The sequence below is a fragment of the Pseudomonas sp. R76 genome, assembly GCF_009834565.1.
Lineage (GTDB): Bacteria > Pseudomonadota > Gammaproteobacteria > Pseudomonadales > Pseudomonadaceae > Aquipseudomonas.
Map to the genome: position 1 here is coordinate 2,499,218 of NZ_CP019428.1, position 24,276 is coordinate 2,523,493.

Here is a 24,276-nt window from a genome sequence, read left to right on the forward strand (position 1 = left end):
GCGCAAACGCCAAGTTTAAGCCCAGCCCGGCAAATGGTCGATGACAGATCCTGTCACGTAAGTGTGTGGCTGGCGAGTGCTGCAAGTCGCCGAACCCCGGTTAGACTTACCTGTCGATATGCGCAATGCCCGGCCCGTCGTTATCCAAGGAAGCCCCATGTATTCAAGCCGCCTGATCCTGTGCCTCACCACGTTGCTGGTGCTGGCCGGTTGTTCCACCTCACGCAGCCCGCAACAGCCGGAGCGCAGCGAGGCGGAGGTGAAAGCGCAGATTGTGCGGCTGCTGCCGGCGACGGTGCCGGACCGTAAAGGCTGGGCTCAGGACATCTACACGGCCTTCGACACCCAGAAGATTTACCCCAGCACCGAAAATATCTGCGCGGTTCTTGCGGTGACCGAGCAAGAATCCACCTATCAAGTCGACCCACCGGTGCCAAACATGGGCAAGATTGCCCAGGATGAAATCCTGCGGCGCGCGGGCAAAGTCCATGTGCCAGCCTTTGTGGTGCGCAGCGCGCTGCAATTGCGCTCGCCCACCGGCAAGACTTACGCCGAGCGCTTGAGTGCTGCGCGCACGGAGAAGGACCTGAGTGGGATCTTTGACGATTTCATCAGTGTAGTGCCGTTGGGCAATACGTTGTTTGGCGGCTTCAACCCGGTGCATACCGCAGGCCCCATGCAAGTCAGCATCGACTTTGCGCAGAAACAGGCGCGGGGTTATCCCTACACGGTGGATGGCACGATTCGCCGGGAAGTCTTCACGCGGCGCGGCGGTATGTATTTCGGTATTGCCCACTTGCTGGGCTACCCGGTGAGTTATGACCAGCCGCTGTATCGCTTTGCCGACTTCAATGCGGGCTGGTACGCCAGCCGCAACGCTGCGTTCCAGGCGGCTGTCAGCCGTGTCACCGGCACCGAGCTGGCGTTGGACGGGGACTTGATCCGCTATGGTTCATTGCTGCCGGGCACCACTGAGTTGGCGGTGCGCTCCCTGGGCGCGAAGTTGGACATGCGCAACCCCAGCATCCGCAGCCAGTTGGAGAAGGGTGAGCAACTCGATTTTGAGCAAACCACCCTCTACAACCGCGTGTTTGCCCTGGCTGATAAAGCGGCCGGCAAGCCGATGCCACGGGCGATTTTGCCGGGCATCGTACTCAAGAGCCCGAAGATCACCCGCAACCTGACCACGGCGTGGTTTGCCAAGCGCGTGGATGATCGGTATCAGCGCTGCATGAAGCGCTGATCATTGTGGCGAGCGGGCAAGCCCATATTTGATCTTCGCTGCTTTAAGCATCGCGATTCTGGCGGATTTACGCAAAGCATCCCATGGGATTTGCGCGGCTGATGATGATGGCTGCCACCCGTGGGCTGGCGTACACCTCAAGCCTCACGCCAAGGAAAAACTCGCCATGATCGCTCACGCCGTGCCCGAAGGGTTTGCTACGGTGAGCTTGCAGGTGGGCGAGAAGGTGGTGGCGCGGGCGAATGCGGTGTTTGCAGTGCCGCGCTCTGGCTGACAGTAGAGGCCATTGTGGGAGCTGGCTTGCCTGCGATGGCGGTGTGTCTGGCAGTACATTTGCCAAGGGGTGAACCGCTATCGCAGGCAAGCCAGCTCCCACAGTTGTGTCGTGTTTTTTTCAGGAAGACAGCGTAAAAAGAAAAGGCCCGGTTTTTCGTGGAACCGGGCCTTTTCTCATGTTGCTCTTTGAATCAGCTGCGTTCGAGTGCGAGGGCAACGCCCTGGCCGCCACCGATGCACAGCGTCGCCAGGCCTTTCTTGGCATCGCGCTTGATCATTTCATGCAGCAGGGTCACCAGTACGCGGCAGCCTGACGCGCCGATCGGATGGCCGATGGCAATGGCGCCGCCATTGACGTTGACTTTGTCGGCGTCCCATTCCAGCTCTTTGCCTACCGCCAACGATTGCGCGGCGAAGGCTTCGTTGGCTTCGATCAGGTCCAGGTCGCCCAGGCTCCAGCCGGCCTTGTCCAGGCAGCGGCGGGTGGCCGATACCGGGCCGATGCCCATGATGGCTGGATCGACGCCGGCATTCGCGTAGCTGGCGATACGCGCCAGAACCGGCAGGCCGAGGGCCTTGGCCTTGTCGGCGCTCATCAGCAGCACGGCAGCAGCGCCGTCGTTGAGGCTGGAGGCGTTGCCGGCGGTGACGCTGCCGTCTTTCTTGAACGCGGGCTTGAGCTTGGCCAGGGACTCGGCGGTGGTGCCGGCGCGCGGCTGTTCGTCCACGGCGAAGGCCACCGGCTCGCCTTTGCGCTGGGGAATCAGGATTGGTGTGATTTCATCGACAAACCGACCCGCTTCAATCGCGGCAGCGGCTTTCTGCTGGGAAGCAGCGGCGAACGCGTCCTGGGCTTCACGGCTGATGTCGTACTTGTCCACCAGGTTCTCGGCGGTGATGCCCATGTGATAGTCGTTGAACGCATCCCACAGGCCGTCGGTGATCATGCTGTCGATCATCTTGGCGTGGCCCATACGCAAACCGGTGCGCGCAGCAGGCAATACGTACGGCGCCAGGCTCATATTCTCCATGCCGCCAGCAATGATGACTTCGGCGTCGCCGCAACGAATCGCCTGGGCGCCCAGGTGCAGGGCCTTGAGGCCCGACCCGCAGACCTTGTTCAGGGTCAGCGCTGGTACTGCGTGGGGCAGACCGGCGAGGATCGACGCCTGGCGCGCTGGGTTCTGACCGCTGCCGGCGGTGAGGACCTGGCCCAGGATCACTTCGTCCACTTGCGCCGGGTCCAGGCCGGTCTGCTCCAGCAGGCGACGGATCACGGCGGCGCCCAGTTCCGGTGCCGGGATACTGGCCAGCGAACCTTGAAAGCTGCCCACGGCGGTGCGGGTGGCAGCAACAATCACGACGTCTTGCATGGAATCTGTCCTCACTGGAAGTGCATTTCTGGAACGTGGTCCGGGACGATCAGTTTACCGGCGGTCTTGCTCACAATCTCTTCAACGCTGACGCCAGGTGCGCGTTCCTTGAGGACAAAAGCGCCATTTTCGATTTCCAGGTAAGCCAGGTCTGTCAATACGCGCTTGATGCACTTGGCGCCGGTCAGCGGCAGGCTGCATTGGCTGAGCAACTTGGACTCACCGTCCTTGGACGCGTGGGTCATGATCACGATGATGTTTTCCGCACCGGCCACCAGGTCCATGGCGCCGCCCATGCCCTTGACCAATTTGCCGGGGATCATCCACGACGCGATGTTGCCGTGTACGTCCACTTCAAACGCGCCGAGCACGGTGAGGTCGACGTGGCCGCCGCGGATCATCGCGAAGGACTCGGCAGAGGAGAAGATCGAAGCGCCGATGCGAGCCGTCACCGTTTGCTTGCCGGCGTTGATCATGTCGGCATCGATGGTTTCTTCAGTAGGAAACGGACCCATGCCGAGCAGGCCGTTTTCCGATTGCAGCATTACTTCCATACCTTCGGGGATGTAGTTGGCCACCAGGGTTGGAATGCCGATGCCGAGGTTCACATAGAAACCGTCCTGCATTTCGCGGGCGACGCGTTGAGCCATTTGTTCGCGAGTAAGAGCCATGTTTTGTCTCCTTATTATTTGGGCTGGCGGATTATTTGCGGACAGTGCGCTGTTCGATGCGCTTCTCGAAGGTGCCGCAGATGATCCGGTCGACGTAGATGCCAGGAGTGTGGATCTGCGCCGGGTCCAGCTCGCCCGGTTCGACGATTTCCTCAACTTCGACCACGGTGATCTTGCCGGCGGTGGCGGCCAGCGGGTTGAAGTTCTGTGCGGTGTGGCGATAGATGACGTTGCCGAAGTGGTCGGCTTTCCAACCTTTGACGATGGCGAAGTCGCCGGTGATGGACTCTTCCATCAGGTACGGGCGACCGTTGAACTCACGGGTTTCCTTGCCTTCTGCGACGGGCGTGCCGACGCCGGTGGCGGTGAAGAAAGCCGGGATGCCGGCGCCGCCTGCACGCATTTTTTCTGCCAGGGTGCCTTGGGGAGTCAGCACCACTTCGATTTCGCCGCTGAGCAGTTGCTTCTCGAACAGGGCGTTTTCACCCACGTAGGACGCGATGACTTTGCTGATCTGTTTTTCTTCCAGCAACACGCCCAGGCCGAAACCGTCGACGCCGCAATTGTTGGAAACCACGGTCAGGTCGCGGGTGCCTTTGCGCTTGATCTCGGCGATGAGGTTTTCCGGAATGCCGCACAAGCCAAAGCCACCGGAGAGTACGGTCATGCCGTCTTCCAGGCCTGCCAGCGCTTCTTCATAGGACGCCACGCGTTTATCGAAACCTGCCATATGCACCTCTTTTATTGTATGTGGGCCAGCAGACTGGAGTGTTGCGCCGATGGATTAATTTGTTAAGTTGTTTTTTAAGGTTGATTGATTTAGAAAACAGCATAGTCGTCCCGCCGCCCGGAGCAGCCTCATGACCGTTAAACAGATGCGTGCCTTTCTCGCCGTGGCCCAAAGCCTGAGTTTCGCCGCTGCTTGCGAGCGCCTGCACCTTTCCCAGTCGGCGTTGAGCCTGACCATTAAGGGCCTGGAGGAGGGCCTGGGCGGCCGCTTGTTCAGCCGCAACACGCGCAATGTCGCGCTCACGCCTGAGGGTGAGTCGTTGTTGCCGCTGGCGCGTCGCTTGATTGCCGATTGGGACAACGCCGAGGATGAGCTGCGCCAGCGCTTCACCTTGCAGCGGGGCCGGGTCACGGTGGCCGCGATGCCGTCGTTTGCAGGCAATCTGCTGCCGCCGATCCTGAAGATATTCCGCGCACGTTACCCGCAGGTGAATGTGACGGTGCACGACCTGATCAACGAGCAGGTGCTGGAGATGGTCCGCGACCGCCAGGTGGAGCTGGGCGTGGCATTCGAGCCGTCCGACGGTTCGTCGCTGGCGTTCACCCCGTTGTACCTTGACCGCTTTATTGCAGTGGTGCCGGGTGATTCACCGTTAGCTCAGTGCAGCGAAATCGACTGGCAAACCTTGCTGGAACAGCCATTCATTACCCTGCAGCGGCCTTCCACGGTGAGGGTGATGCTGGAGGAACACCTGGGCGCCTTGCAGATGAAGTTGCCGGTGGCGCTGGAAAGTCATCAATTGGCGACGGTGGGCAAGATGGTTGCCAATGGCCTGGGTGTCAGCGCTGTACCTGCGTTGTGCGCGCAGCAGATGGAAGAGGCGGGCGCCCATTGCATCACCTTGAGCAATCCGGTGATCGAGCGGCCGATTGGCGTGCTGACCAAACCTGGGCACGAACTGTCGGCGGCAGCGCAGGTGTTGTTTGATATTTTTCGCGATGAGGCCGCGAAAGGCCGCTTTCCAACTTTCTGAGCGTGCTCCAAATAAATGTGGGAGCTGGCTTGCCGGCGATAGCCAGTTAACATTCAACAAAAGTGTTGGCAGTTAAACCGTTATCGCAGGCAAGCCAGCTCCCACAGAGGGCAAGTATTACTTAGTAGTAGCGATCGACTACTTTAACTTGCGAGCTGTCTTTGAAAGACGCCCAGGCATTGTTAAGTGTGTTGAAAACTTGCTCGATAAAGTTCTCATCGGCGGCGGCCTTCTTGCCGACATAACCCTGGCCGCGGCGGTACATTTTCAGGCGCGCCGCCAGTTTGCGGTTGTTTTTATCGAACTCTTCTTCAAGGGTGTGGGGCGCCACGCAGTCGATATGAACTTGGCCCGATTTTTCGACCCACAGGATATGGTCGTCGAGTGTGTCTTTCTGCGCTGCAAACATCTCAGCCAATTCATCGATAGTGGGTTGGTTGTTCAGATTCATAATGTAAGCCCCTTGACCAGTTGGCGATCTATCAGTTGATTCCGTTAAAACTGCTTAGTTGTCTCCGGCTTCGAAAACCGGGCGTCAGTGACTGTCTGCCGAATACGGGCAGGGTCTTGAGCCTGATGCATGTAGTCTTGCTGATGAACTGCTACGCAATGGTTTCATAACGAAGACAAGCAGCGATTGAGCTCCTTGTACCGATCCTTGCAGGCCGGTCAGCTTCATCAATCTGCCTTGTGGGCAGTGCACATCCGGAAAAAACAGCTCGGCGGTCAGACGAGCTTGTTCAAAACACGTGTTACCAACACTCCCGATCCGGGAGACGTCTCGATAATGCAAGGGTAAAAAGGTTACGTCAACGGTTATGTAGTGATTTTTTTTGATCACTACATAAATCGTTGTGGGGACGGGGGAATGCGGGAAAACGTGACTTGGGCGTCATTTTTTGTGCGGTTGGTCTCGGTGGGCCGTTAGCCAATACAACGCGCGAACCCTGTGGGAGCAGGCAAGCCAGCTCCCACAATTGAATTTACAGTGTGCCTACTGTCCCAATCGCTCGACCAGCAAGGGCAACAACCGCTCGCAAGACGCCTCGATCTTCACCTGCAACAGTTCATCCCCGCGTGTCTTGCCCAGGTTAATGGCAATCACCGGCTTGCCTTGCTCCACCATCGCCTTGCACAGGCGAAACGCCGAATAAGCCATCAGCGATGAGCCCACCACCAGCAAACCCTCAGCCTGATGCACCGCAGCCATTGCCTTGGCAGCCGTTTCCGGGGCGACGTTCTCACCAAAAAACACCACGTCGGGTTTCAGTCGCTGGCCGTTGCAGTGCGGGCAGTGGGGGACTTGGAAGCGTTCTTCAAAAGCCGGATCGAGCAGCGTATCGCCATCGGGTGCTTGCACGGCATCGACGCCGGCCAGGTAAGGGTTCCGATCTTCCATCACCCGCTGGATCACATCGCGCTCGCTGCGCTGCTGGCAATCCAGGCACAGCACGCGGTGCAGGCTGCCATGCAGTTCGATCACATCCTGGCTGCCGGCCTGGTCATGCAGCGTATCGACGTTTTGCGTGATCAGCCCGCTGATGCGTTCGCGTTGCTGCAGCGTCGCCAGCGCCAGGTGGGCCTTGTTCGGCTGGGCAATGCGCACCCGTGGCCAACCCAGCATCGCCCGTGCCCAGTAACGGCGCCGTGCTTGTGGGGTGGCCAGGAATTCCTGGTACATCATCGGCGCCATGCCCCGGCGCACGCCTTCGCTGTCGCGATAATCCGGGATGCCCGACGACGTACTGATGCCCGCACCGGTCAGCACCACGAAGCGCCTTTCAGCCATCGCCCGGTACAGGGTGTCGAGGTGGTCCTCTTGATGTTCCAGCGTGCCCTGCATGGGTTCCCCTATTCGCCGCGGATGTACTGCTCCAGCTGTTTGATCAGGTCAGCTTGCTCGGCAATGGCTTCTTTCACCAAGTCACCGATGGACAGCAGGCCCAGCAGTTTGCCGTCTTCGACCACGGGCAGGTGACGCAGGTGACTGTCGGTCATGATGTTCATGCATTCTTCGACAGTTTTGTGGGTATCCACGGTGATCACAGGCGAGCTCATTACCTCATGGACTTTTGTGGTGACCGACGATAGGCCTTTGAGCATGATTTTGCGTGCGTAATCACGTTCGCTGATGATCCCGACTACCGTGCCTTCCTTGACCACCGGCAATGCCCCGACGTTTTTCTCTGACATCCGGACCAGCGCCTCAAATACCGTGTGGTCCCACTGAATGGTGTGGACGTCCTGGTTTTTCTGGTCCTTGGCTTTGAGCACTTGTGCGACGGTTTTCATGGCGGCCACTCCGGTGTTGTTGTTAGGAAGTCAGCGGGTCCCTACAGAATCCTAGACGGCCTACGCCGGAGCAAGGTCCAAAGCGGCGTTAAACCCGTCGAAAAACGTCATTTGCCGGATTTTTTCGACGTTTACCCAGCGTTTGTCGGTTTTTTAACCCGCTTGGTGCTGGCGGTTGTCTTGCGTGGCGCCGTCTTGCGCTTCTTTTTCCACGGTGTGGCACCTCGGCCCGCCGGGCTGGCCGGACCGGTGATGGTCATGCGCATGCCATTGCAGCGTGCCACTTGCTTGCTCATCCACGCCGCCTGCTTGGCGACGAATTCCTCAAGGCTCATTTCACCGCTTTGTACCATGTCCAGCGCCTGCTCCCAGATCGCCGTGGTGCCCGGGTCGGCAATCGCTCGCGGCACTGCGTCGATCAGGCTGAACGCGGCGGGAGTGGCCGAGAGGGCCTTGCCGTTCTTGACCAGGTAACCACGGTCCAGCAGCCCCTGGATAATCCCGGCGCGGGTGGCTTCGGTGCCGATGCCGGTGGTGTCCTTGAGCTTTTGCTTGAGCAGCGGGTCTTCCACCAGTTTGGCGACGTTTTTCATCGCCTTGATCAGGTCGCCTTCGGTGAACGGCTTGGGCGGTTGGGTCCACAGGTCCTTGAGGTTGACCTTGGCCACCGCGTAATCCTGGCCCTGCACCAGCGTCGGCAAGGCTTGCGGCGCAGGTGTCTCTCGGCCTTTGGCAGGGGCCAGCGCTTCGGGCAAGGCGCGTTTCCAGCCGGGCTCGATCACAACCTTTCCCACGGCGCACAAGGCTTGGCCGGCACAGTCGAAATCCGCCTGGGTGCGATCGTATTCATGGTTGGGCAGGAACTGTGCCAGGTAACGCGCGCGAATCAGTGTATAGACCGCGCGATGTTTGCCGCTGAGTTGCCCCACATCCTTGCCCGCGCCAGTGGGGATGATGCCGTGGTGCGCGCTGACCTTGGCATCGTTCCACGCCCGCGAGCGTCGTTGGGGGTCGATATGCGCCATCAACTCATTGACTGCCGGATCCGCGCGGCCCAGCGCGGCGAGGATTTTCGGCGCGTCACCGTGCTGGCTTAAGGGCAAGTAGCCGCAATCGCTGCGCGGGTAGGTGATGACTTTGTGAGTTTCGTAGAGAGATTGGGCGATATCCAGAGTTTCCTGGGCGCCGAGGCCGAGCTTTTTGGAGCAGATTTCCTGCAGGGTGCCGAGGTCGAAGGGCAGGGGCGCCACCTCGCGCATGCGTTCGGTGCGCAGCTTCACCAGCCGCGCGGTGGCGGCATTGCGCATCGCATCGGCAGCGTCGCGAGCCAGCTGCGGGTTAAGGCAGCGCCCCTGGTCGTCACACGCATCCTCCATGGCGCGCCATTGAGCGGTGAAGGTCATGTGTTCGTGGCGCAGGTCCACGTCAATGGCCCAGTGAGCCACCGGCACAAAATCGGCGATGCTGCGGTCGCGGTCCACCACCAGGCGCAGGGTGGGCGTTTGCACCCGGCCCACCGGCAACACGCCTTGATAGCCGGATTGGCGCCCGAGCAAGGTAAACAAACGGCTCATGTTCATGCCGATCAGCCAGTCGGCGCGCGAGCGACCCAGGGCCGAGTGATACAGGCTGAAGGTTTCGGCACCCGGTTTGAGCGCCGCCAGTGCCTTGCGAATCGAGGCGTCATCCAGCGCCGACAGCCACAAGCGTTGGATCGGCCCGCGATAGCGGCAATGCTCCACCAGTTCGCGGGCAATCATCTCGCCTTCACGGTCGGCGTCGGTGGCGATCACCAGATCCTGGGTTTCTCCCAGCAAACGCTTTACGGCTTTGTACTGGCTGGCGGTCTTGGGCTTGACCAGCATCTTCCATTTTTCCGGAACGATCGGCAGGTCGGCCAGCTCCCAGCGCTTGTATTTGGCGTCGTAGGCATCGGGCGGGGCGGTTTCCAGCAGGTGGCCGATGCACCAGGTGACTGTGACTCCATTGCCCAGCCAGCAACCGTCACCGCGCCGGCTGGCGCCGAGCACAGCGGCGATATCTTTGGCCTGGGAGGGTTTTTCACAGAGGTACAGCCGCATGGTCATCACATCAGATCGGGTTGATGCCTTGCAGGATGCTTAGTCAGGAGGATTTGAGCAACCATTATCTGTATGGATGTACAGCAATTTGTGTGACTGAAACAAAACCAACTGTGGGAGGAGGCAAGCAACCCCCTCCCAGCAGCAGATCAGTTGTTATTGATATCCACATTCCGCGTTTCTTTGAGGCAGAACAACCCGACGATCAGGCTCACCCCAGTCACCACCACCGGATACCACAGGCCATAGAAGATATCGCCGGTGTACACCACCAAGGCAAACGATACCGTCGGCAGGAACCCGCCAAACCAGCCGTTACCGATGTGGTAGGGCAGCGACATCGAGGTGTAGCGGATTCGCGTCGGGAACAGTTCCACCATCAACGCCGCCAGCGGGCCGTAGCACATGGCGGCGATCAGGATCAGCACCACGATCAGCACCACCACCATGACCTTGTTGACCTGCGCCACGTCCGCCGAAGTCGGGTAGCCGGCCAATGTCACGGCGCCGCGCAGGGCCGCTTCGTCGAAACCGTCGATACGCACATCGCCCACGCTCACTTGCACCGGGCTGCCTGCTGGCGCGGCGCTGCTGCTGTAGGGCAGGCCTTGCTTGACCAGGAAGGTCTTGACCTTGTCGCACGGGCTGTCAAATTTTGCCTTGCCCACCGGGTCGAACTGGAAGGTGCAGGTGGCCGGGTCGGCCAACACCGTGATCGGCGCTTGTCGACTGGCCTGGTCCATCGCCGGGTTGGTGTAGTGCGCCAGGCCCTTGAAGATCGGGAAGTACAGCGCCGTGGCGAGCAGCAAGCCGAGCATCAGCACCGGTTTGCGGCCCACTTTGTCCGACAGCCAGCCAAACAGAATGAAGAACGGTGCGCCGATGACCACGCTGATAATCAGCAGCATGTTGGCCAGGGCCGGGTCCATCTTCAGGAATTGCGTGAGGAAGAACAGCACATAAAACTGCGCCGCGTAGAAGGTCACCGCTTGCCCGCCGTTAATGCTGAACAGCGCGATCAGCACTACTTTGAGGTTTTCCCACTTGCCGAAAGACTCACGGATCGGCGACTTGCTGGCCTTGCCTTCCTCTTTCATTTTCAGGAACGCGGGCGACTCATGCAGGCTCATGCGGATCCAGGTGGAAATACCCAGCAGCACGATGGAAAACAGGAACGGAATACGCCAGCCCCACACTTCGAACTGGTCGCCGGTGAAGTAACGGCAGGCCAGCACCACCAGCAATGACAACAGCAGGCCGAGGGTGGCGGTGGATTGAATCCAGCTGGTGTGCAAGCCGCGTTTGCCGGCCGGCGCGTGCTCGGCCACGTAGGTGGCTGCGCCGCCGTACTCGCCGCCCAACGCCAGGCCTTGCAGCATACGCAGCACGATCAGGATGACCGGCGCGGCAATGCCGATGCTGGCGTAGGTCGGCAATAGCCCGACACAGAAGGTTGCCACGCCCATCAGGATGATGGTGACGAGAAAGGTGTATTTGCGCCCGATCATGTCGCCCAGGCGGCCAAATACCAGCGCGCCGAATGGGCGTACGACAAAGCCGGCCGCAAAGGCCATCAAGGCAAAGATGAACGCCGTGGTGTCGTTGACCCCGGCAAAGAATTGCTTGCTGATCACCGCCGCCAGGGCGCCGTAGAGGAAAAAGTCATACCACTCGAACACCGTCCCCAGGGACGAGGCGAAGATGACTTTTCTTGATTCGCTGCCGGTGCTCGCGCGGACGGCCGAGCCCAGGGGTTGAGCATGTTCTGACATCGGGTAACCCTCACAGTGATTATTTATTGTTGTTCCACTGTCGGCGCCGGGTGCGGCGCCGCTATTCAGATTGCATGAACCGTTTCTCTCTGCGGGGCGAGGCTCCTTGTGTTCGGCGAAAGGATCAACTGCGCAGCTTTCTCCGCAATCATCAGTGTAGGCGAGCATGTGTTGCCGGACGTGATGCGTGGCATCACCGAAGCATCGGCGATGCGCAGGCCGGGCACGCCATGCACACGCAGTTGGGCGTCGACCACGGCATGCGTGTCATCACCCATGCGGCAAGTGCCCACCGGATGGAAGATGGTCGTGCCAATGCGCGCAGCGGCTTCATGCAGCTGTTCTTCGGTTTGCAGCGAATCGCCCGGCAGGTATTCCACCGGTTTGAATTGGCTCAAGGCGGGCGCCGCAACGATGCGGCGCGTCAGGCGGATGGCGTCGGCCGCTACGCGCAGGTCTTCTGGATGGCTGAGGTAGTTGGGCCGAATCAGCGGTGCATCGGCCGGGTTGGCCGAGCGAATATCGATACGGCCACGGCTTTGCGGACGCAGGTCGCACACCGACGCAGTAAACGCCGGGAACGCATGCAACGGCTCGCCAAAACGCTCCAGGGACAGTGGCTGCACATGGTATTCAAGGTTGGCCGAGGTCTGTTCCGGGCCGGAGCGGGCGAAGGCGCCGAGCTGGCTTGGCGCCATCGACAACGGGCCGCTGCGGTCATACAGGTAGCGCAGGCCCATGCCCATCTTGCCCCACAGGGTGCCGGCGATCTGGTTCAGGGTGCGTGCGTTTTCCAGTTTGTAGATCAGTCGCAGTTGCAGGTGATCCTGCAGGTTGCCGCCCACGCCGGGCAGCTCATGCAGTACATCGATTCCCAACGGTTTGAGCACGTTGGCAGGGCCTATCCCTGAGCGTTGCAGGATACCTGGCGAGCCCACGGAGCCGGCGCACAGGACGATCTCCTTGCGTGCCTTCCAGCTCATCTGTTGGCCATGCTGGCGCCCGACCACTGCCGAGGCGCGGCCGTTTTCCAGTACGACGCGGTCCACTTCAACTTCAGTCAGCACGGTCAGATTGGGTCGCTGGCGAATCGGCTTGAGAAACGCCTTGGCCGCATTCCAGCGAACCCCGGCCTTCTGGTTGACCTGGAAGTAGCCGCAGCCTTCGTTGTCGCCGGTGTTGAAGTCGTTGATCGGTGCGATACCACTTTGCGCCGCCGCATCACGGAAGGCATCCAGGATCGGCCAGTGCAGGCGCTGTTGCTCCACGCGCCACTCGCCGCCGTCGCTGTGAAATTCCGAGCCGCCGGCGAAGTGGTTTTCGCTCTGCTTGAACAGTGGCAGCACGTCTTTCCAGGCCCAGCCCGGGTTGCCTTCGGCGGCCCAGCCATCGTAATCCTGGGCCTGGCCGCGCATGTAGATCATGCCGTTGATCGACGAGCAGCCGCCCAGCACTTTGCCACGCGGGTAACTCAGCGCACGGCCTTGCAGGCCTTCCTGGGCTTCGGTCTTGAAGCACCAGTCGGTGCGTGGGTTACCGATGCAGAACAGGTAGCCGACGGGGATGTGGATCCAGGGATAGTTGTCGCGACCACCGGCTTCGAGCAGCAGCACGCGGTGGGCGGGGTTGGCGGACAGTCGATTGGCCAGCAGGCAGCCTGCGGGGCCGGCGCCTACTACCACGTAATCGTATTCAGCAGCTGCAATGGGCATCTGAGGTCTCGCTTGTTTTTCTTATTGGCTCCATCCTAGTTGTTAGTTTTCGTCTTAAAAATGTTAGTTTTTACCCAGCTGCTGTGCGTTTTTAAACAGCGCGGCACCGGCTCTCGCATTGGAGGCGACATGTTCGACTGGAATGACCTGCGGTTTTTTCTCGAGTTGCAACGCAGCGGCCGCCTGCTGACCGCCGCGCAGCGCCTGAAAACCACGCACGCCACCGTGGCCCGACATATCGAGGCCATTGAGAAAAGCCTCGGCACCGCGCTGTTTGTGCAGCACGCCCAGGGTTACGAATTGACGCCCTCCGGCGAAGCCCTGCTCAAACATGCCGAAGCCATGGAAAACGTCGCGCTGCTGGCCGAGGACGAACTCACCCATTGCGCCGCGCCCCTGGGCAAGATTCGCCTCGGTGTGGCCGAAGGGTTGGGCGTGATGTTCCTCGCCAGCCGCATGGGCGGGCTGTTCGACCGTTACCCTGGGCTGGAAGTGGAGCTGGTGGCCGTGCCGCGTTTCGTCAGCATTCTCAACCGCGAAGCGGAAATCAGCATCCACCTCGAACGCCCCAGCGTCGATCAACTCGTCACGCGCAAACTCACCGACTACCGCCTGGCGCTCTACGCCAGCCGCGCCTATCTGGACCGCAACCCGCCGATCGAAAAACGCGAAGACCTCGCCGTGCATGCCTGGATCGATTATGTCGATGACCTGCTGTTCAGCCAGGAACTGAAGTTCCTCAGCAGCTTTTGCCGCAACCCCAAGGTGGTGTTCCACAGCACCAGCGTGATCGCCCAGCACCAGGCGGCGCGCTCGGGGTTGGGGATTGCCGTGTTGCCGTGCTTTATGGCGGCGGGTGACCCGGACTTGGTGGCGCTGCTGCCGACGGAGGGGATTCAACGCAGCTACTGGATCAGCTCGCGGCGGGAGCTGCACAAGTCGGTGCGGCTGCGGGTGTTGTGGGATTATGTGGTGGAGTTGTGTGCAAGGGAGCAGGGGTTGTTGCTCGGCGAATCCCACTGAGCAAACCGGATCAGAAATGTGGGGGCCTGGCTTGCCTGCAACACAGTATCCCTCTGATGCAATGAGATACAAATGTGGGAGCTGGCTTGCCTGCGATGCAGACACCTCGGTGTATCAGGCAGAACCAGTTGATGCCATCGCAGGCAAGCCAGCTCCCACAGAAGCCAGCTCCCACACAAGCCGGTTCCAATATTGGATTTGCGTTTACAGTGCGGTTAGAGCTTCACCACCTGATGCACCTGCTCCGCACACGCCCGCGCCTCGTCAATCATCTTGCCAAACGCGTCACTGGCGACTTCAGCATGGGTCAGCCAGCGCGTCTTCTGGCTCAGGCGATAGTGATAGCGCAGCCCGTCATCGGTGCGTTTCCCTTCCAGATCCAGGTCATACCACGGCGAGCGCACCTGGCAGCCGGGGATGGCTTTTTCCATCTGCCCACCTGTCAGCGTGAAGCTGTAATCGTGGGTCTGGGGGTTACCCAGGTCAAGGTCGGCCTGCTGGTGGTGGCGGCGGTAGTTGATGAAGCCGTCCCAACGCCCTTTGAGCGATTCATCGGTGTAGACATAGTCACTCGCCAGTTTTTCCAGCGCACGCTGGTCGTTCATGGTCGCGCTGACGGTGTAGCCGTCGTGCACCACAAAGGCCGTGGGTTGGCGGGTGATCTGGCAGTCGCTGATTTCGTTGCCGAAGTTGGCGCAGATGTTCTGGTCGGTGGCGGTGGTGCCTTGCTGGCGGTCGGCCACGCTCATTTGCATCAGCGGCAAGCGGCTGAAAGTGATGGTGGCCTGGGTGGCGCCATTGCCCTGCTTGTCGAAATGCACCTGTTTGTCGAGGCGCAGGGTGGTTTCGGGGCGTTCCAGCGGGATCTGTTCTTCGCGCACTTGGCCCTGGGCATTGTTGACCAGCACCCAGCGGTCCTGGATGTCGGGCAGGGTTTGGCCGGGGGCGAAAACCGGGTTGGTCGGGTCGAGCCACCAGACCTGGCCGTCGACTTCGGCGCGCACAATCGCATGGTTCGGCGCGTTGGTGCCGGGGATCAGCAACGCATACGCCACATCGCCACGGCTGACCCAGGCGGTCTCGGCCTTGATGCCGCTGGCCTTGAGCATGGCGGTCAGCAAAATCGCCAGGTCTTTACAGTCGCCATAACCATGCTGCTCGATTTCCTCCAGGTTGAACGGCACATAGCCGCGCTCCGTAGCGCGCCAGTCGCCGAGGTAGCGGTAGTGATCGTTGATGTGCTGCATCAGCGCGGCGACCTGTTCGGCCGGTGGCAAGCTGCGCGCGGCGACTACGGCGGCGGCGGCTTGCGCAGGCAGGTTGGCTCCGAGAATCTGGTTGTAACGCTGGGCAAAATCGCCGAAATACGCCTGGCGATCCACGGCGCTGCCGACTTCCAGGCGCGGGACGCGCAGCAGCGTGGCACTGGAAGATTCATTGATGTAGTTGAGGTAGGTCGGTTTCTTTTGCACCACGTCCAAGGTCTTGCCATTGGCCGATGGCGTCACCGTGAACCCGTCGAACAGCTCGCTGCGCCACTGGATCGGCCGCTCGGCGGTAAAGCGCGCCTTGACGTGGTCGCGACGGAACGCGCTGGGGCCGAACATCAGGGCGTAGTGAAACTGCGTCACCAGCGGTTTGGCCGCGCGATGTTCGCGCACGGTGAAACGAATTTGTGTGCCCACGCGCAGGTTTGGAAACGCCAGGGAAGTCTGCTTGTCGCGGCTGAAACCCTGGTCCGGGTTGGGTGCGGTGCGCGTGTCGATTTGCGCCGCGTCCAGTGCGATCGGCTTGGCGCCAGGCTGGGTGGATTGCGCGCTGATCACTTCAAAGGTATCGCCTTCGGAATAGTCGAAGTCGATGCGCGAGAGCATTTCGCGGCCGTTGGGTTTGAGGATCGTATAGTGCTGGGTGGTGGTGCAGTCAGTGCTGGCGTCGCGGTTGAAGTGGCAATGCAGCTCGGTGTCGCTGGCCAGCGGGGCTTCGGCCATGGGTTGCAGGGCGGCGTTAACAGAATGGGTAAACAGCCCCAGGCTGATGACAATCAAAGAGCGGTGAAACGAAAAACGCTGCAAACAGTACATTGGCGCCTCGGGTGACACATTGAAACAACTGCCCAACGGGCAGTGAGAAGGCGCCGGATGATAATTGATCGCAACAACAAAATCCAGGATTGTTCGACAATTTTTAGGGCTGAAAGGCCCGAGCTAGAGCCTTTTCTTTGATTAAGGTCAGGGTTTTAGCAGGTCGAACTCGGCGCTGGCGAGCCGCTCGCCGTTGACCAGCACGTGCATGCCTGCCAGGGTAGTGCTTGCGGGTAGTCAGTTCACGGATGTGTTGTTCGCGGCGAATGCTGTGGTGCTCGCCTGCGCCCAACGTGAATGTCTTGAGTTTGAACACCTTGGCCGCGCTGTGGCCGGCGCTTTTTACGTAGTCGATGGCGTAGTCCACCACCAGCTTTTGCGCGGTGGCGGCGGTGGATTGCAGCGTAAACGACAGGGTGATGCGCTCACCGAGGTTGATCGCCGCGGGTGTAACGTTCAACTCACCAATCACCACCTCGGCCTTGGCCCCGGCGCCCATGAGCGTCAGCGCGCGGGTATTGCCTTGTTTGATCAGGCTGCGCAGCGCGTGGCGGGCGATCCACGCGGTGTGCGGGTTCTCCAGGTTCCAGCCTTCGATCAGGCTGAGCACCCAGTCCGGGTCGTCCTTGGTGATGTCGTTGAGGTGGTTGGCCACTGACTTGCGCACGTACAGGCTGCTGTCAGCCTTGAGGTTGTCGAGGATCGAGGCGCACAACTCGGGGTTGGCCTGCACCTCGGCCAGGCGAAACGACCACGGCAGGCGAGGGCGCGAGCCTTCACTGGCCAAGCGCCGCACGTGTTCGTTGGCATCCAGTGACCATTCCTGCATCACGGCCAAGGTGCGTTGGAAGTCGTGCAACAGAAAGTGGCGGATGGCGAACTCGGCCGATCCAAAGGTGGTGAAGTATTTGAGCGCGGCCATGGAACGCTTGAAATCATCCTGGCCGTAACTCGCCACGTAATGCGGCAGGAACAGGCTGACAAACGCGCTGTTCAGGCGCGGTGCCAGGGCGTAGAGCAGCTTGAGGGTTTGCGCGTAATCCAGCGCGATCACCGCGTGCAGGCTTTCGCTGACCCGCGCCATGCGCTGCATCACCGACAACTCGGCGAGCCCGGCCTTGGCGTGCTTGAGAAACCCCTTGGCGTCGAACGCCGGGTACACCGCCGACATCTGCGTGGCGATGTGTTGCAGGCGTTCGACGTTGAAGATTTCCTTTAGGGCGGGTGCGCTTTGCTCGGTCATCGGTGGTTCCAGGGGTTAGAGAAACCAGCGGTATTCCCGCGCGTTGATCTCTTGTTGAAAGGCCAGGTGGTCCTGGCGTTTGTTTTCGCAATACACGTCGACAAATTCTGCGCCCAGCTTATCGCGCACTACCGGTTGATGTTGCATGGCGCGTACCGCATCGAGCATTTCCACGGGGAAGTCAGTGCCGCTGAGGCGGTCTTCGTTCAAGGGCGCGATGGGTTCTTGCCTGGCTTCAAGGCCATGTTCAAGTCCAGCCAGGATCGCCGCCAGCACCAGGTACGGGTTGGCGTCAGCGCTGGCCAGGCGGTGTTCGATGCGCAGGTTGCGCGGGTCGGACTCGGGGATGCGCACGCACGCGTCGCGGTCTTCAAAACCCCAGCTGGCGCGGGTTGCCGCGTTGACCGTGCCACCCAGCCGGCGGAAGGCGTTGTGGTTGGGCGAGAAGATTGGCATGCAATGCGGCAGCAGCTCCAGGCAACCGGCCACGGCATGGCGCAGGGGTTGCTGCTGGTGCGCCGCCAGCAAATTATTGCCCGCCGCGTCGTAGAGGCTGACATGCACGTGCATGCCGCTGCCGGGGAATTGCAGGTACGGCTTGGCCATGAAGCTGGCGCGGTAACCGTGCTTGAGCGCCACGCCACGTGTGCTGCGGCAGAACAGCGCGGCCCAGTCGGCGGCGCGCAGGCCGTCTTCCAGGTGGCCGAAATTGATTTCGAACTGGCCGGGGCCGAGCTCGGCGGTGATCACCGTGATGTCGATGCCCTGGTCCTTGGCGGTTTGCGCCATGTCGTCGAGCACCTCGCTGAAGCGCGACAGCCGTTCGATATGCAGGGTGGGCTGGTCATCGGTGTCGTCGCTGAGCGGGTCGCGGGCGAATTGCGGCAAGCCGTTGTCGAGCTTCTTGTCGAACAGGTAGAACTCCAATTCGAACGCCACCACCGGGTGAATACCCTTGCTGTGCAGGCGCTCCAGCACCTTGGCCAGCACTTCGCGGGGTTCGAACTCGATGGGGGCTTCGGTGCCGTCCGAGGTAATCAGCATCTGCCCCAGCGGCTGCGACTCCCAGCTCACCGGCTTGAGCGTGCCCGGTACCAGGCGGCGGTTGGCGTCCGGGTCGCCGTCGTGGAAGCAATAATCGCCAATCTTGAACAGCCCGCCCTGTGCGCCCAGCAATACGGCATTCTGCGGCAGTTTCAACGGGCTGCCGGCGGCGACCTTTTCCAGCATGTCCACCGGGTAGCGCTTGCCGTAGAAGTGCCCCGGAATGTCCAGGGCGATCAGGTCGACGTAACGCACCTCGGGGTGGTTCTGGCGAAAGGTCCGTACTTCGGCCAGCAACGTGGAAGACTGGTTTTTCACGGGTGTTGCTCCTAGTTGTAAACCCACAGCACGCGGGCGGGCAGATCAGTCAGGTTGGCATAGCGGCAATGGGCAAAACTGGCCAGGTGGAAGCTGTCGCCAGGGCCGAGGGTGACCGCGTCGGCCTCACCTTCGACCCACAGCGTCAACTCGCCCTCCAGCACAAAACCGGCCTGTTCGGCGCGGTCGCTCATGGTTTGCTCGCCGCTGTTGGCGCCGGGCGCGAGCAGGCTGTCGAGCATCGAAAAGGCGCCGTTCATGCTCGGCGAGACCAGAATGTCGGTGATGCCATTGGCGTAATACACCGTGCGCCGCTCGTTGGGGCGGGTGACCCAGCCCACCGCTTTGGGTTTGGGCAGGCTGTAGAATTAGGTGGTGGGCACATCGAGGGCGTGGCTGATGGCGGTCAAGTCGGCGACGGTGGGGCGCGACAGGCCGCGCTCGACCTGTGACAGGAAACCCACCGAACGCTCGATTTTTTGCGCGAGTTGGGCGAGGGTGAGCTTCTTGTGTTTTCGCAGGTCGTGGATCAGGACGGCGAGGGCGTCGAGTTCTTGTTGTTGGTTCATGAAATTTATGTCGAGAAATTTCATGAAAAATTACAGTAATTATTTCACGCCGGCAATGGGGACGCTTCGGCGGTTTCAATCGAGGGGGTTTCCAGTCCCTCTGGCATCGGGCAGTCGAGGATGTCGGCAATCGCGCGCATCAGTTCGATTTCTTCGTGGGTGATATGACCGTCGTTTTCGATACAAACGGCGACCGCTTCCATCAGGATCTCTTTCTCATCTGGCTTGAGCTGCTGCAGCCGCTTGAAGGGTTTATTAAACCTCTCCAGCCCCTCACCTTCGCGGAGCCAGTTCACTGGTGCGGTATAGAAGGGCAGTACATCGCAAGCACGGTAGTAAGCCAATTCCATCTGTGCTTCGCTTCTGTGGCCCGTATTGGCCACTAACCAGAGCAGCAATGTAACGTCGCTCTCTCTTTGAGCCAGTGTGTATTTACTTTTGGCTTTCGGCCTCTGCAATATCTGCGTATTGAGGATATGCAGCAGGGCCCAGCCCATCAGATAAGTACGATCGTCGACGCCGGCCAATACCATCATATTGTTGGTGAAGATCTCGTATTCGTCGGCCGGCAACTGTTTGAGCGCTGGAATGCAAAGGTCGAACAGCGGCAAGCGCAGGTAGCGGTCCAAGTCACGCATTGGCGCTTCCAATACCTGCATGTAGTGGGCGATTACCGGGTTGGGGTCAGCGTTGATCAGCTTCAGTTGCTGATCGCGCACGTCTGGCTGTACGCAGAGGAGCAGCCGGTAGATCAATACTTGTGCGCCGTCGGTATGGCGCGCAGCCGCCCTGATTCCATCGGGAATCTTGCTCAGTGACAGCTGGGCCTGGTACAGGTATGCGGGCTCTTCGCCTGCGTCGTTGACCGCAAAATGAGGGGCCGTGACGGCGCCCAGTATGTCCCATCGACGACGATTTTCCTCGGCCAGCTCATCATCGCCGACCAGCGACTCCAGCGGTGGGACATCGGGGTACTCGCCATCCCAATCGGGATCGAGGCGCCGGATACGCTTTTTCAGCGGTGGGTGAGGAGACGCAAGGCGCTTACCGAGTTCGTCGTAGGGCATGGCGAAAAACATCTGAAGAAAATCTTCCTGCTCCCTGCAACTGATCACCGAGCCGTATTCGTACCCGCCAATCTTCTTCAGCGCGCTTGCCACACTCTGCGGGTTTCGGGTGAACTGGGCCGCTGAGGCGTCAGCCAGGTATTTTCGATGGCGAAGCACGCGGGACATGGCGAGGAAGGCCAGGTAAATCCAGCCCATACCGACAACGAACATGAACCCGCCTGCCAGCCCAATCAATAAAGCCAGACACGCGATGCCTAAATACACCCCCGTCATTCGTGTATCAACGCGCATGTCGTTGTTGTAAATCTGGCTGAATAAATGGGCGACGACGGCTTGTACTTCTTCATAGTTGAGTATGTAAAGCGCTCCAAGGGTCAGGCAAATGGCGGAATCCTGCGGCGTGCGCCCGGCGGCAAAGGCATTGACGCCACGGGTATCAAGCAAATAAACCAGAGGCACCGGGTTGCCGGAGGCGATAGCCATTTGCTCAACAATATCCAACAACCAGCGGTCATCCTCATGGGGGTCCAGGCTGATCAAATACCCGCCGAATCGTTCGGCAATGGCACTGCCTCCGCCCTTCAGCTTGCGGTTTTTGGTACCAATAGCCCACCGCCATAAAGGGCAGCATCACCCCACAGATCACCATAGGCACCCGCCAGTCGGCTTCATCGATCTGCGCCCAGACGCAGGTGCCGAATATCACCGGGCTCAGCACGATGGCTATGGTCAAGAGCATGCGATACACAGCACTGCGCCGGGCTCGATCCTGTTGGTCAAAAAAGTTCATGCGGCCATCCGTGGCTGGAATCAGGTAAAGGATGCGGTCGGCACGTTTTTAATCTGCTCGCTGTCGGCAAACTCCAGCAACGTGGCGTCTGACCCGTGGCCGAATGCCTCTGCCATCAACACCGTCGGAAATTTCTGCCGGAAAATGTTGTAGTCCATCACCGCGTCGTTGAAAAACTGGCGTGCGTACGCGATGCGGTTTTCGGTGTTGGTCATTTCGTCGCTCAGTTGCATCATGTTTTCCGATGCATACAGCTGCGGATACTCCTCGAGCGAAACATTCAAATTATCCACGGCCGTATTGAGTCGACCCTCGGTTTTACCAAGCTGTGCGATGGACGTTGCACTGCCCGGTTGCGCCGCCGCAAGCTTGAGGCAGGCGGCGGCGACATTGCGGGCCTCGGTGACCTCTACCAGCGTGCCGCGCTCATGGGTCATATAAGCCTTGGCGGTTTCCACCAGATTCGGGATCAGGTCATGGCGTCGTTTGAGTTGGACTTCTATCTGGCTGAACGCATTTTTAAAGCGGTTACGCAGGCTCACCAACTGGTTGTAGAGACCGATCACGTAGAGTGTTAGCACGCTCAGAACGCTGATGAAAATGATCCAGAAAAAAGTGCCAGACATTGGATTTCCTTATCTCGGGTAAAAAAAAGGCGATCTTATCTGATAAACCCGCTACCGAGCTTCTCTTTCGAGGGGGCTGTGAATGATTGCGTGCGCCCGCGGTCCGAAGCTGGGTACGCATCATTCATTGAAGGAGCACCCATGAAGTCCAATACCCTAGCTGCTTGCCTGTTGCTGACCGCGGGCCTGTCCACCGCCAGCTTTGTCGTGCAAGCCGGTGATACCCCGCAGGAAACGGTGAAGCCTTCGAGCATCAACGCACGCGATTTGAAAGAAGGCGACCGCGCCCCGGATATGCTGATGCGCAAGGAATCCGCCGTAAGCGACTGGAAAAAGCGCGGTTTGAAGCAGCCTGAAGCCGACAGCCAATGGGCCCGCGTGGGTGACAAGTTCGTGCTGCTCAAAACCACCAACGGCACTATCCTCGAGATCACCCCCGTCAAGAAATGACCGGTCTTTTTTCCTGGCTCTTGCGGTAAGGTAACCGGCCACACAGGTCGCGTTACCTTCAAAGAATGAGAGCAGGATGCTTGCCACAATAAGACACTACCCGCGCAGCGTTAACCTGTTGCTATTGGCCACGTTGCTGTTGACGCTGGCCAAGGCGATCACCTTTCCGTACCTGGTCATTTACCTCACTCATCACTTCGGCCTCGACATTACCCAGGTGGGCCTGGTGATCGGCAGTTCGTTGATTGTCGGCTCACTGCTGAGTGTGTACGGCGGTTTTCTGGTCGATCGCGTCAACAGTTACCGGCTGCTGCTCGGCTTGAGTGCGCTGTTTGTACTGGGGTTTATCGGCACGGTAGTGGCCCACGGTATCTGGCTGTTCTATGGCTGCCTGATCCTGATCAACCTGGCTTACGCCGTGATCGACATTGCCGTCAAAGCCGGTTTCGCCAGCTTGCTGCCCGAAGACGCGCGCAGCGAAGTGTTTTCGATCAAGTACACCCTGACCAATATCGGCTATGCCGTCGGCCCGTTTTTTGGCGCGATGGTGGCCAAGCTCGACATCAGCCTGCCGTTCATCCTTTCGGCGCTGCTGGGCGTGGGGTTTTTCCTGCTGTATTGGCGCTGGGGCGACCGCACGCTGGCCACCGCTGATGCTACGCAGAAACCGGTGTCGTTTTTCGCCGTCGGCCGTGTGCTGCTGCGGGACCGGCGCCTGGTGTGCTTCACCTTCGGCGGCCTGCTCAGTGCCGTGGTGTTCGGGCAGTTCACGGCCTACCTGTCGCAGTACCTGGTGACGACCACCACCGCAGAATATACCTACACGGTAATCAGCGCCGTGCTCACCACCAATGCGGCGCTGGTGATTGCCTTGCAGTACGTGATTGGCCGGCGCATCTCGCACCGCTATCTGAGCCAGTGGCTGATCGCTGGCCTGGGCATGTTCATGCTCGGGGTGATGGGCTTTGCACTGGCCACCAGCGTGCTGTGGTGGGTGCTGGCGATGGCGGTGTTTACCGTGGGGGAGATTATCGTATTTCCGGCCGAGTACATGTTTATCGACCGGATTGCCCCGGACCACCTGCGCGGCATGTATTACGGGGCGCAGAACCTGTCCAACCTGGGGGCTGCGCTGGGGCCGGTGTTGTGTGGGCTGGTGTTGGCCAGCCTGCCGGCCCCCTTCATGTTTTACATGCTTGGGGCGTTTATCGTTGGAGGTGGGGTGTTCTATTTCATTGGTTCGTCGTTAAAGGCAAATCATCCAGCGTGAGCTTGGCGACATTCTTGCCGACAGTGTTGCTTTGCAGTTCGTAGCGCAATTCTTCGACCATTTTTTCCACTTCCTGCGGGGTCTGCAGCCGATTGGTGCTGATCCCGGTGACCACCAGGTCGACCCGGCCGGTTTCGGCGTCGAAGACCTTGAGGGTCAAGGACGCATCCCGGCACAGGGTGAACTCGCAGGTCAGCGGCGACAGGCCTTCTTCGATGCAATTACGCAGCTGGGAGAGGGTAAACATGCGACTTAGCCCCCTCAACGACGGCGCAGCAACAGGCCCACCAACAGGCCGACGCCGGCGACGACAGCCACGGTCGCCAGCGGCTTGTTGCGAGCAAAATCACTGACGGTATCCAGCGCGTCGCCATAGGTTTGCTGCAGTTGGCCAGCGGCCTGGCGGGCAACGCCTTCGGCTTGCAATTGCTCATCACCGGTCAAGTCGCCGAGAAAACCCTGAGCCTTGCCAGCCACCTTCTCGACGGCGCCTTTGACTTGTTCGCTTTTCATCGTGCATTCCTTCAAGAGATCAACTCATTACGGCACAGGGCCAAAGGCCCTGTGCCCACTCTTCAAGGTTAAGCACCGCTTCCCTCGGGAATA

21 protein-coding genes and 3 pseudogenes are annotated in these 24,276 nt (G+C 60.0%); 6 read left to right on the top strand and 18 right to left on the bottom strand.

All coding sequences use genetic code 11. The features are described 5' to 3' along the window. Window positions 1-157: 157 nt before the first annotated feature. Window positions 158-1,243, top strand: coding sequence for a DUF1615 domain-containing protein (locus PspR76_RS11515; protein ID WP_159955285.1), 1,086 nt, complete (start codon window positions 158-160; stop codon window positions 1,241-1,243). A 190-nt stretch (window positions 1,244-1,433) separates the two neighbouring features. Then, window positions 1,434-1,517 (top strand): annotated as a pseudogene (locus tag PspR76_RS11520) (PaaI family thioesterase); the annotation flags it as partial. A 193-nt stretch (window positions 1,518-1,710) separates the two neighbouring features. Here the strand turns inward: PspR76_RS11520 and PspR76_RS11525 are convergent. From PspR76_RS11525 to PspR76_RS11535, 3 genes are read right to left on the bottom strand one after another with little or no spacing between them, the layout of a single operon-like run. Further along, window positions 1,711-2,892, bottom strand: a complete 1,182-nt coding sequence (locus tag PspR76_RS11525; RefSeq protein ID WP_159955287.1) for an acetyl-CoA C-acetyltransferase — start codon at window positions 2,890-2,892, stop codon at window positions 1,711-1,713. 11 nt (window positions 2,893-2,903) lie between these two features. After that, on the bottom strand, window positions 2,904-3,563 hold the full coding sequence (locus PspR76_RS11530) for a CoA transferase subunit B (protein ID WP_053255447.1): 660 nt from the start codon (window positions 3,561-3,563) through the stop codon (window positions 2,904-2,906). A gap of 31 nt (window positions 3,564-3,594) precedes the next feature. Next, on the bottom strand, window positions 3,595-4,293 hold the full coding sequence (locus tag PspR76_RS11535) for a CoA transferase subunit A (RefSeq protein WP_010211319.1): 699 nt from the start codon (window positions 4,291-4,293) through the stop codon (window positions 3,595-3,597). A gap of 130 nt (window positions 4,294-4,423) precedes the next feature. Here PspR76_RS11535 and PspR76_RS11540 point away from each other — a divergent pair, with 130 nt between their 5' ends. Next, complete coding sequence (locus PspR76_RS11540; RefSeq protein WP_159955289.1) at window positions 4,424-5,326, top strand: LysR family transcriptional regulator; 903 nt, start codon at window positions 4,424-4,426, stop codon at window positions 5,324-5,326. Between the two features lie 121 nt (window positions 5,327-5,447). Here PspR76_RS11540 and PspR76_RS11545 read toward each other — a convergent pair whose 3' ends face one another. The 6 genes from PspR76_RS11545 to PspR76_RS11570 form a co-directional block, all read right to left on the bottom strand. Beyond that, window positions 5,448-5,777, bottom strand: a complete 330-nt coding sequence (locus tag PspR76_RS11545) for a hypothetical protein (RefSeq protein ID WP_159955291.1) — start codon at window positions 5,775-5,777, stop codon at window positions 5,448-5,450. A gap of 543 nt (window positions 5,778-6,320) precedes the next feature. Continuing rightward, on the bottom strand, window positions 6,321-7,169 hold the full coding sequence (locus PspR76_RS11550; protein ID WP_159955293.1) for an NAD-dependent protein deacetylase: 849 nt from the start codon (window positions 7,167-7,169) through the stop codon (window positions 6,321-6,323). Window positions 7,170-7,177: 8 nt separating this feature from the next. Beyond that, window positions 7,178-7,618: a CBS domain-containing protein gene (locus tag PspR76_RS11555; RefSeq protein WP_159955295.1), complete on the bottom strand. Its 441-nt coding sequence runs from the start codon at window positions 7,616-7,618 to the stop codon at window positions 7,178-7,180. 131 nt (window positions 7,619-7,749) lie between these two features. Continuing rightward, complete coding sequence (locus tag PspR76_RS11560) at window positions 7,750-9,699, bottom strand: DNA topoisomerase III (RefSeq protein ID WP_159955297.1); 1,950 nt, start codon at window positions 9,697-9,699, stop codon at window positions 7,750-7,752. A gap of 149 nt (window positions 9,700-9,848) precedes the next feature. Continuing rightward, window positions 9,849-11,471: an MFS transporter gene (locus tag PspR76_RS11565; RefSeq protein WP_159955299.1), complete on the bottom strand. Its 1,623-nt coding sequence runs from the start codon at window positions 11,469-11,471 to the stop codon at window positions 9,849-9,851. 65 nt (window positions 11,472-11,536) lie between these two features. Then, complete coding sequence (locus tag PspR76_RS11570; RefSeq protein ID WP_159955301.1) at window positions 11,537-13,183, bottom strand: GMC family oxidoreductase; 1,647 nt, start codon at window positions 13,181-13,183, stop codon at window positions 11,537-11,539. A gap of 129 nt (window positions 13,184-13,312) precedes the next feature. Here PspR76_RS11570 and PspR76_RS11575 point away from each other — a divergent pair, with 129 nt between their 5' ends. Then, a complete protein-coding gene (locus PspR76_RS11575; protein ID WP_159955303.1) occupies window positions 13,313-14,206 on the top strand; it encodes a LysR family transcriptional regulator in 894 nt (297 codons plus the stop codon). A gap of 215 nt (window positions 14,207-14,421) precedes the next feature. Here the strand turns inward: PspR76_RS11575 and PspR76_RS11580 are convergent, their stop codons facing one another. From PspR76_RS11580 to PspR76_RS11610, 7 genes and pseudogenes are all read right to left on the bottom strand, one after another. Next, a complete protein-coding gene (locus PspR76_RS11580; protein ID WP_159961411.1) occupies window positions 14,422-16,281 on the bottom strand; it encodes a DUF3857 domain-containing transglutaminase family protein in 1,860 nt (619 codons plus the stop codon). Window positions 16,282-16,437: 156 nt separating this feature from the next. Continuing rightward, window positions 16,438-17,533, bottom strand: a pseudogene (locus PspR76_RS11585) (DNA alkylation repair protein). Window positions 17,534-17,548: 15 nt separating this feature from the next. Continuing rightward, window positions 17,549-18,895, bottom strand: a complete 1,347-nt coding sequence (locus PspR76_RS11590; protein WP_159955305.1) for a glutamine synthetase family protein — start codon at window positions 18,893-18,895, stop codon at window positions 17,549-17,551. Window positions 18,896-18,906: 11 nt separating this feature from the next. Beyond that, window positions 18,907-19,464, bottom strand: a pseudogene (locus PspR76_RS11595) (helix-turn-helix domain-containing protein). Between the two features lie 44 nt (window positions 19,465-19,508). Then, window positions 19,509-21,074 carry a M48 family metalloprotease gene (locus PspR76_RS11600; RefSeq protein WP_159955307.1) on the bottom strand — a complete coding sequence of 522 codons (1,566 nt, stop codon included), beginning with the start codon at window positions 21,072-21,074 and terminating at the stop codon, window positions 19,509-19,511. After that, window positions 21,052-21,324: a hypothetical protein gene (locus PspR76_RS11605; RefSeq protein ID WP_159955309.1), complete on the bottom strand. Its 273-nt coding sequence runs from the start codon at window positions 21,322-21,324 to the stop codon at window positions 21,052-21,054. The genes PspR76_RS11600 and PspR76_RS11605 overlap by 23 nt, the downstream gene beginning before the upstream one ends. A gap of 20 nt (window positions 21,325-21,344) precedes the next feature. Further along, window positions 21,345-21,950 (bottom strand): LemA family protein, encoded by a 606-nt coding sequence (locus PspR76_RS11610; protein WP_159955311.1) that lies wholly within the window; start codon window positions 21,948-21,950, stop codon window positions 21,345-21,347. Between the two features lie 141 nt (window positions 21,951-22,091). Here PspR76_RS11610 and PspR76_RS11615 point away from each other — a divergent pair, with 141 nt between their 5' ends. Together PspR76_RS11615 and PspR76_RS11620 are read left to right on the top strand one after the other, a co-directional pair. Further along, the gene (locus PspR76_RS11615) at window positions 22,092-22,400 is read left to right on the top strand and encodes an RcnB family protein (RefSeq protein ID WP_159955313.1); all 309 of its coding nucleotides are present in this window, start codon (window positions 22,092-22,094) and stop codon (window positions 22,398-22,400) included. 76 nt (window positions 22,401-22,476) lie between these two features. Continuing rightward, window positions 22,477-23,670 carry an MFS transporter gene (locus PspR76_RS11620; protein ID WP_159955314.1) on the top strand — a complete coding sequence of 398 codons (1,194 nt, stop codon included), beginning with the start codon at window positions 22,477-22,479 and terminating at the stop codon, window positions 23,668-23,670. Here the strand turns inward: PspR76_RS11620 and PspR76_RS11625 are convergent. Both PspR76_RS11625 and PspR76_RS11630 read right to left on the bottom strand, forming a co-directional pair. After that, window positions 23,633-23,917 (bottom strand): DUF1652 domain-containing protein, encoded by a 285-nt coding sequence (locus tag PspR76_RS11625; RefSeq protein WP_159955315.1) that lies wholly within the window; start codon window positions 23,915-23,917, stop codon window positions 23,633-23,635. The two genes, PspR76_RS11620 and PspR76_RS11625, sit on opposite strands and share 38 nt — an antisense overlap. A 14-nt stretch (window positions 23,918-23,931) precedes the next feature. Beyond that, window positions 23,932-24,183 (bottom strand): CsbD family protein, encoded by a 252-nt coding sequence (locus PspR76_RS11630; RefSeq protein WP_159955316.1) that lies wholly within the window; start codon window positions 24,181-24,183, stop codon window positions 23,932-23,934. Between the last annotated feature and the right edge of the window lie 93 nt (window positions 24,184-24,276).

Coding starts and splice junctions, on each gene's coding strand:
- PspR76_RS11515 (WP_159955285.1), top strand. CDS start 158: ATGTATTCAAGCCGCCTGATCCTGTGCCTCACCACGTTGCTGGTGCTG.
- PspR76_RS11525 (WP_159955287.1), bottom strand. CDS start 2,892: ATGCAAGACGTCGTGATTGTTGCTGCCACCCGCACCGCCGTGGGCAGC.
- PspR76_RS11530 (WP_053255447.1), bottom strand. CDS start 3,563: ATGGCTCTTACTCGCGAACAAATGGCTCAACGCGTCGCCCGCGAAATG.
- PspR76_RS11535 (WP_010211319.1), bottom strand. CDS start 4,293: ATGGCAGGTTTCGATAAACGCGTGGCGTCCTATGAAGAAGCGCTGGCA.
- PspR76_RS11540 (WP_159955289.1), top strand. CDS start 4,424: ATGACCGTTAAACAGATGCGTGCCTTTCTCGCCGTGGCCCAAAGCCTG.
- PspR76_RS11545 (WP_159955291.1), bottom strand. CDS start 5,777: ATGAATCTGAACAACCAACCCACTATCGATGAATTGGCTGAGATGTTT.
- PspR76_RS11550 (WP_159955293.1), bottom strand. CDS start 7,169: ATGCAGGGCACGCTGGAACATCAAGAGGACCACCTCGACACCCTGTAC.
- PspR76_RS11555 (WP_159955295.1), bottom strand. CDS start 7,618: ATGAAAACCGTCGCACAAGTGCTCAAAGCCAAGGACCAGAAAAACCAG.
- PspR76_RS11560 (WP_159955297.1), bottom strand. CDS start 9,699: ATGCGGCTGTACCTCTGTGAAAAACCCTCCCAGGCCAAAGATATCGCC.
- PspR76_RS11565 (WP_159955299.1), bottom strand. CDS start 11,471: ATGTCAGAACATGCTCAACCCCTGGGCTCGGCCGTCCGCGCGAGCACC.
- PspR76_RS11570 (WP_159955301.1), bottom strand. CDS start 13,183: ATGCCCATTGCAGCTGCTGAATACGATTACGTGGTAGTAGGCGCCGGC.
- PspR76_RS11575 (WP_159955303.1), top strand. CDS start 13,313: ATGTTCGACTGGAATGACCTGCGGTTTTTTCTCGAGTTGCAACGCAGC.
- PspR76_RS11605 (WP_159955309.1), bottom strand. CDS start 21,324: ATGAACTTTTTTGACCAACAGGATCGAGCCCGGCGCAGTGCTGTGTAT.
- PspR76_RS11610 (WP_159955311.1), bottom strand. CDS start 21,950: ATGTCTGGCACTTTTTTCTGGATCATTTTCATCAGCGTTCTGAGCGTG.
- PspR76_RS11615 (WP_159955313.1), top strand. CDS start 22,092: ATGAAGTCCAATACCCTAGCTGCTTGCCTGTTGCTGACCGCGGGCCTG.
- PspR76_RS11620 (WP_159955314.1), top strand. CDS start 22,477: ATGCTTGCCACAATAAGACACTACCCGCGCAGCGTTAACCTGTTGCTA.
- PspR76_RS11625 (WP_159955315.1), bottom strand. CDS start 23,917: ATGTTTACCCTCTCCCAGCTGCGTAATTGCATCGAAGAAGGCCTGTCG.
- PspR76_RS11630 (WP_159955316.1), bottom strand. CDS start 24,183: ATGAAAAGCGAACAAGTCAAAGGCGCCGTCGAGAAGGTGGCTGGCAAG.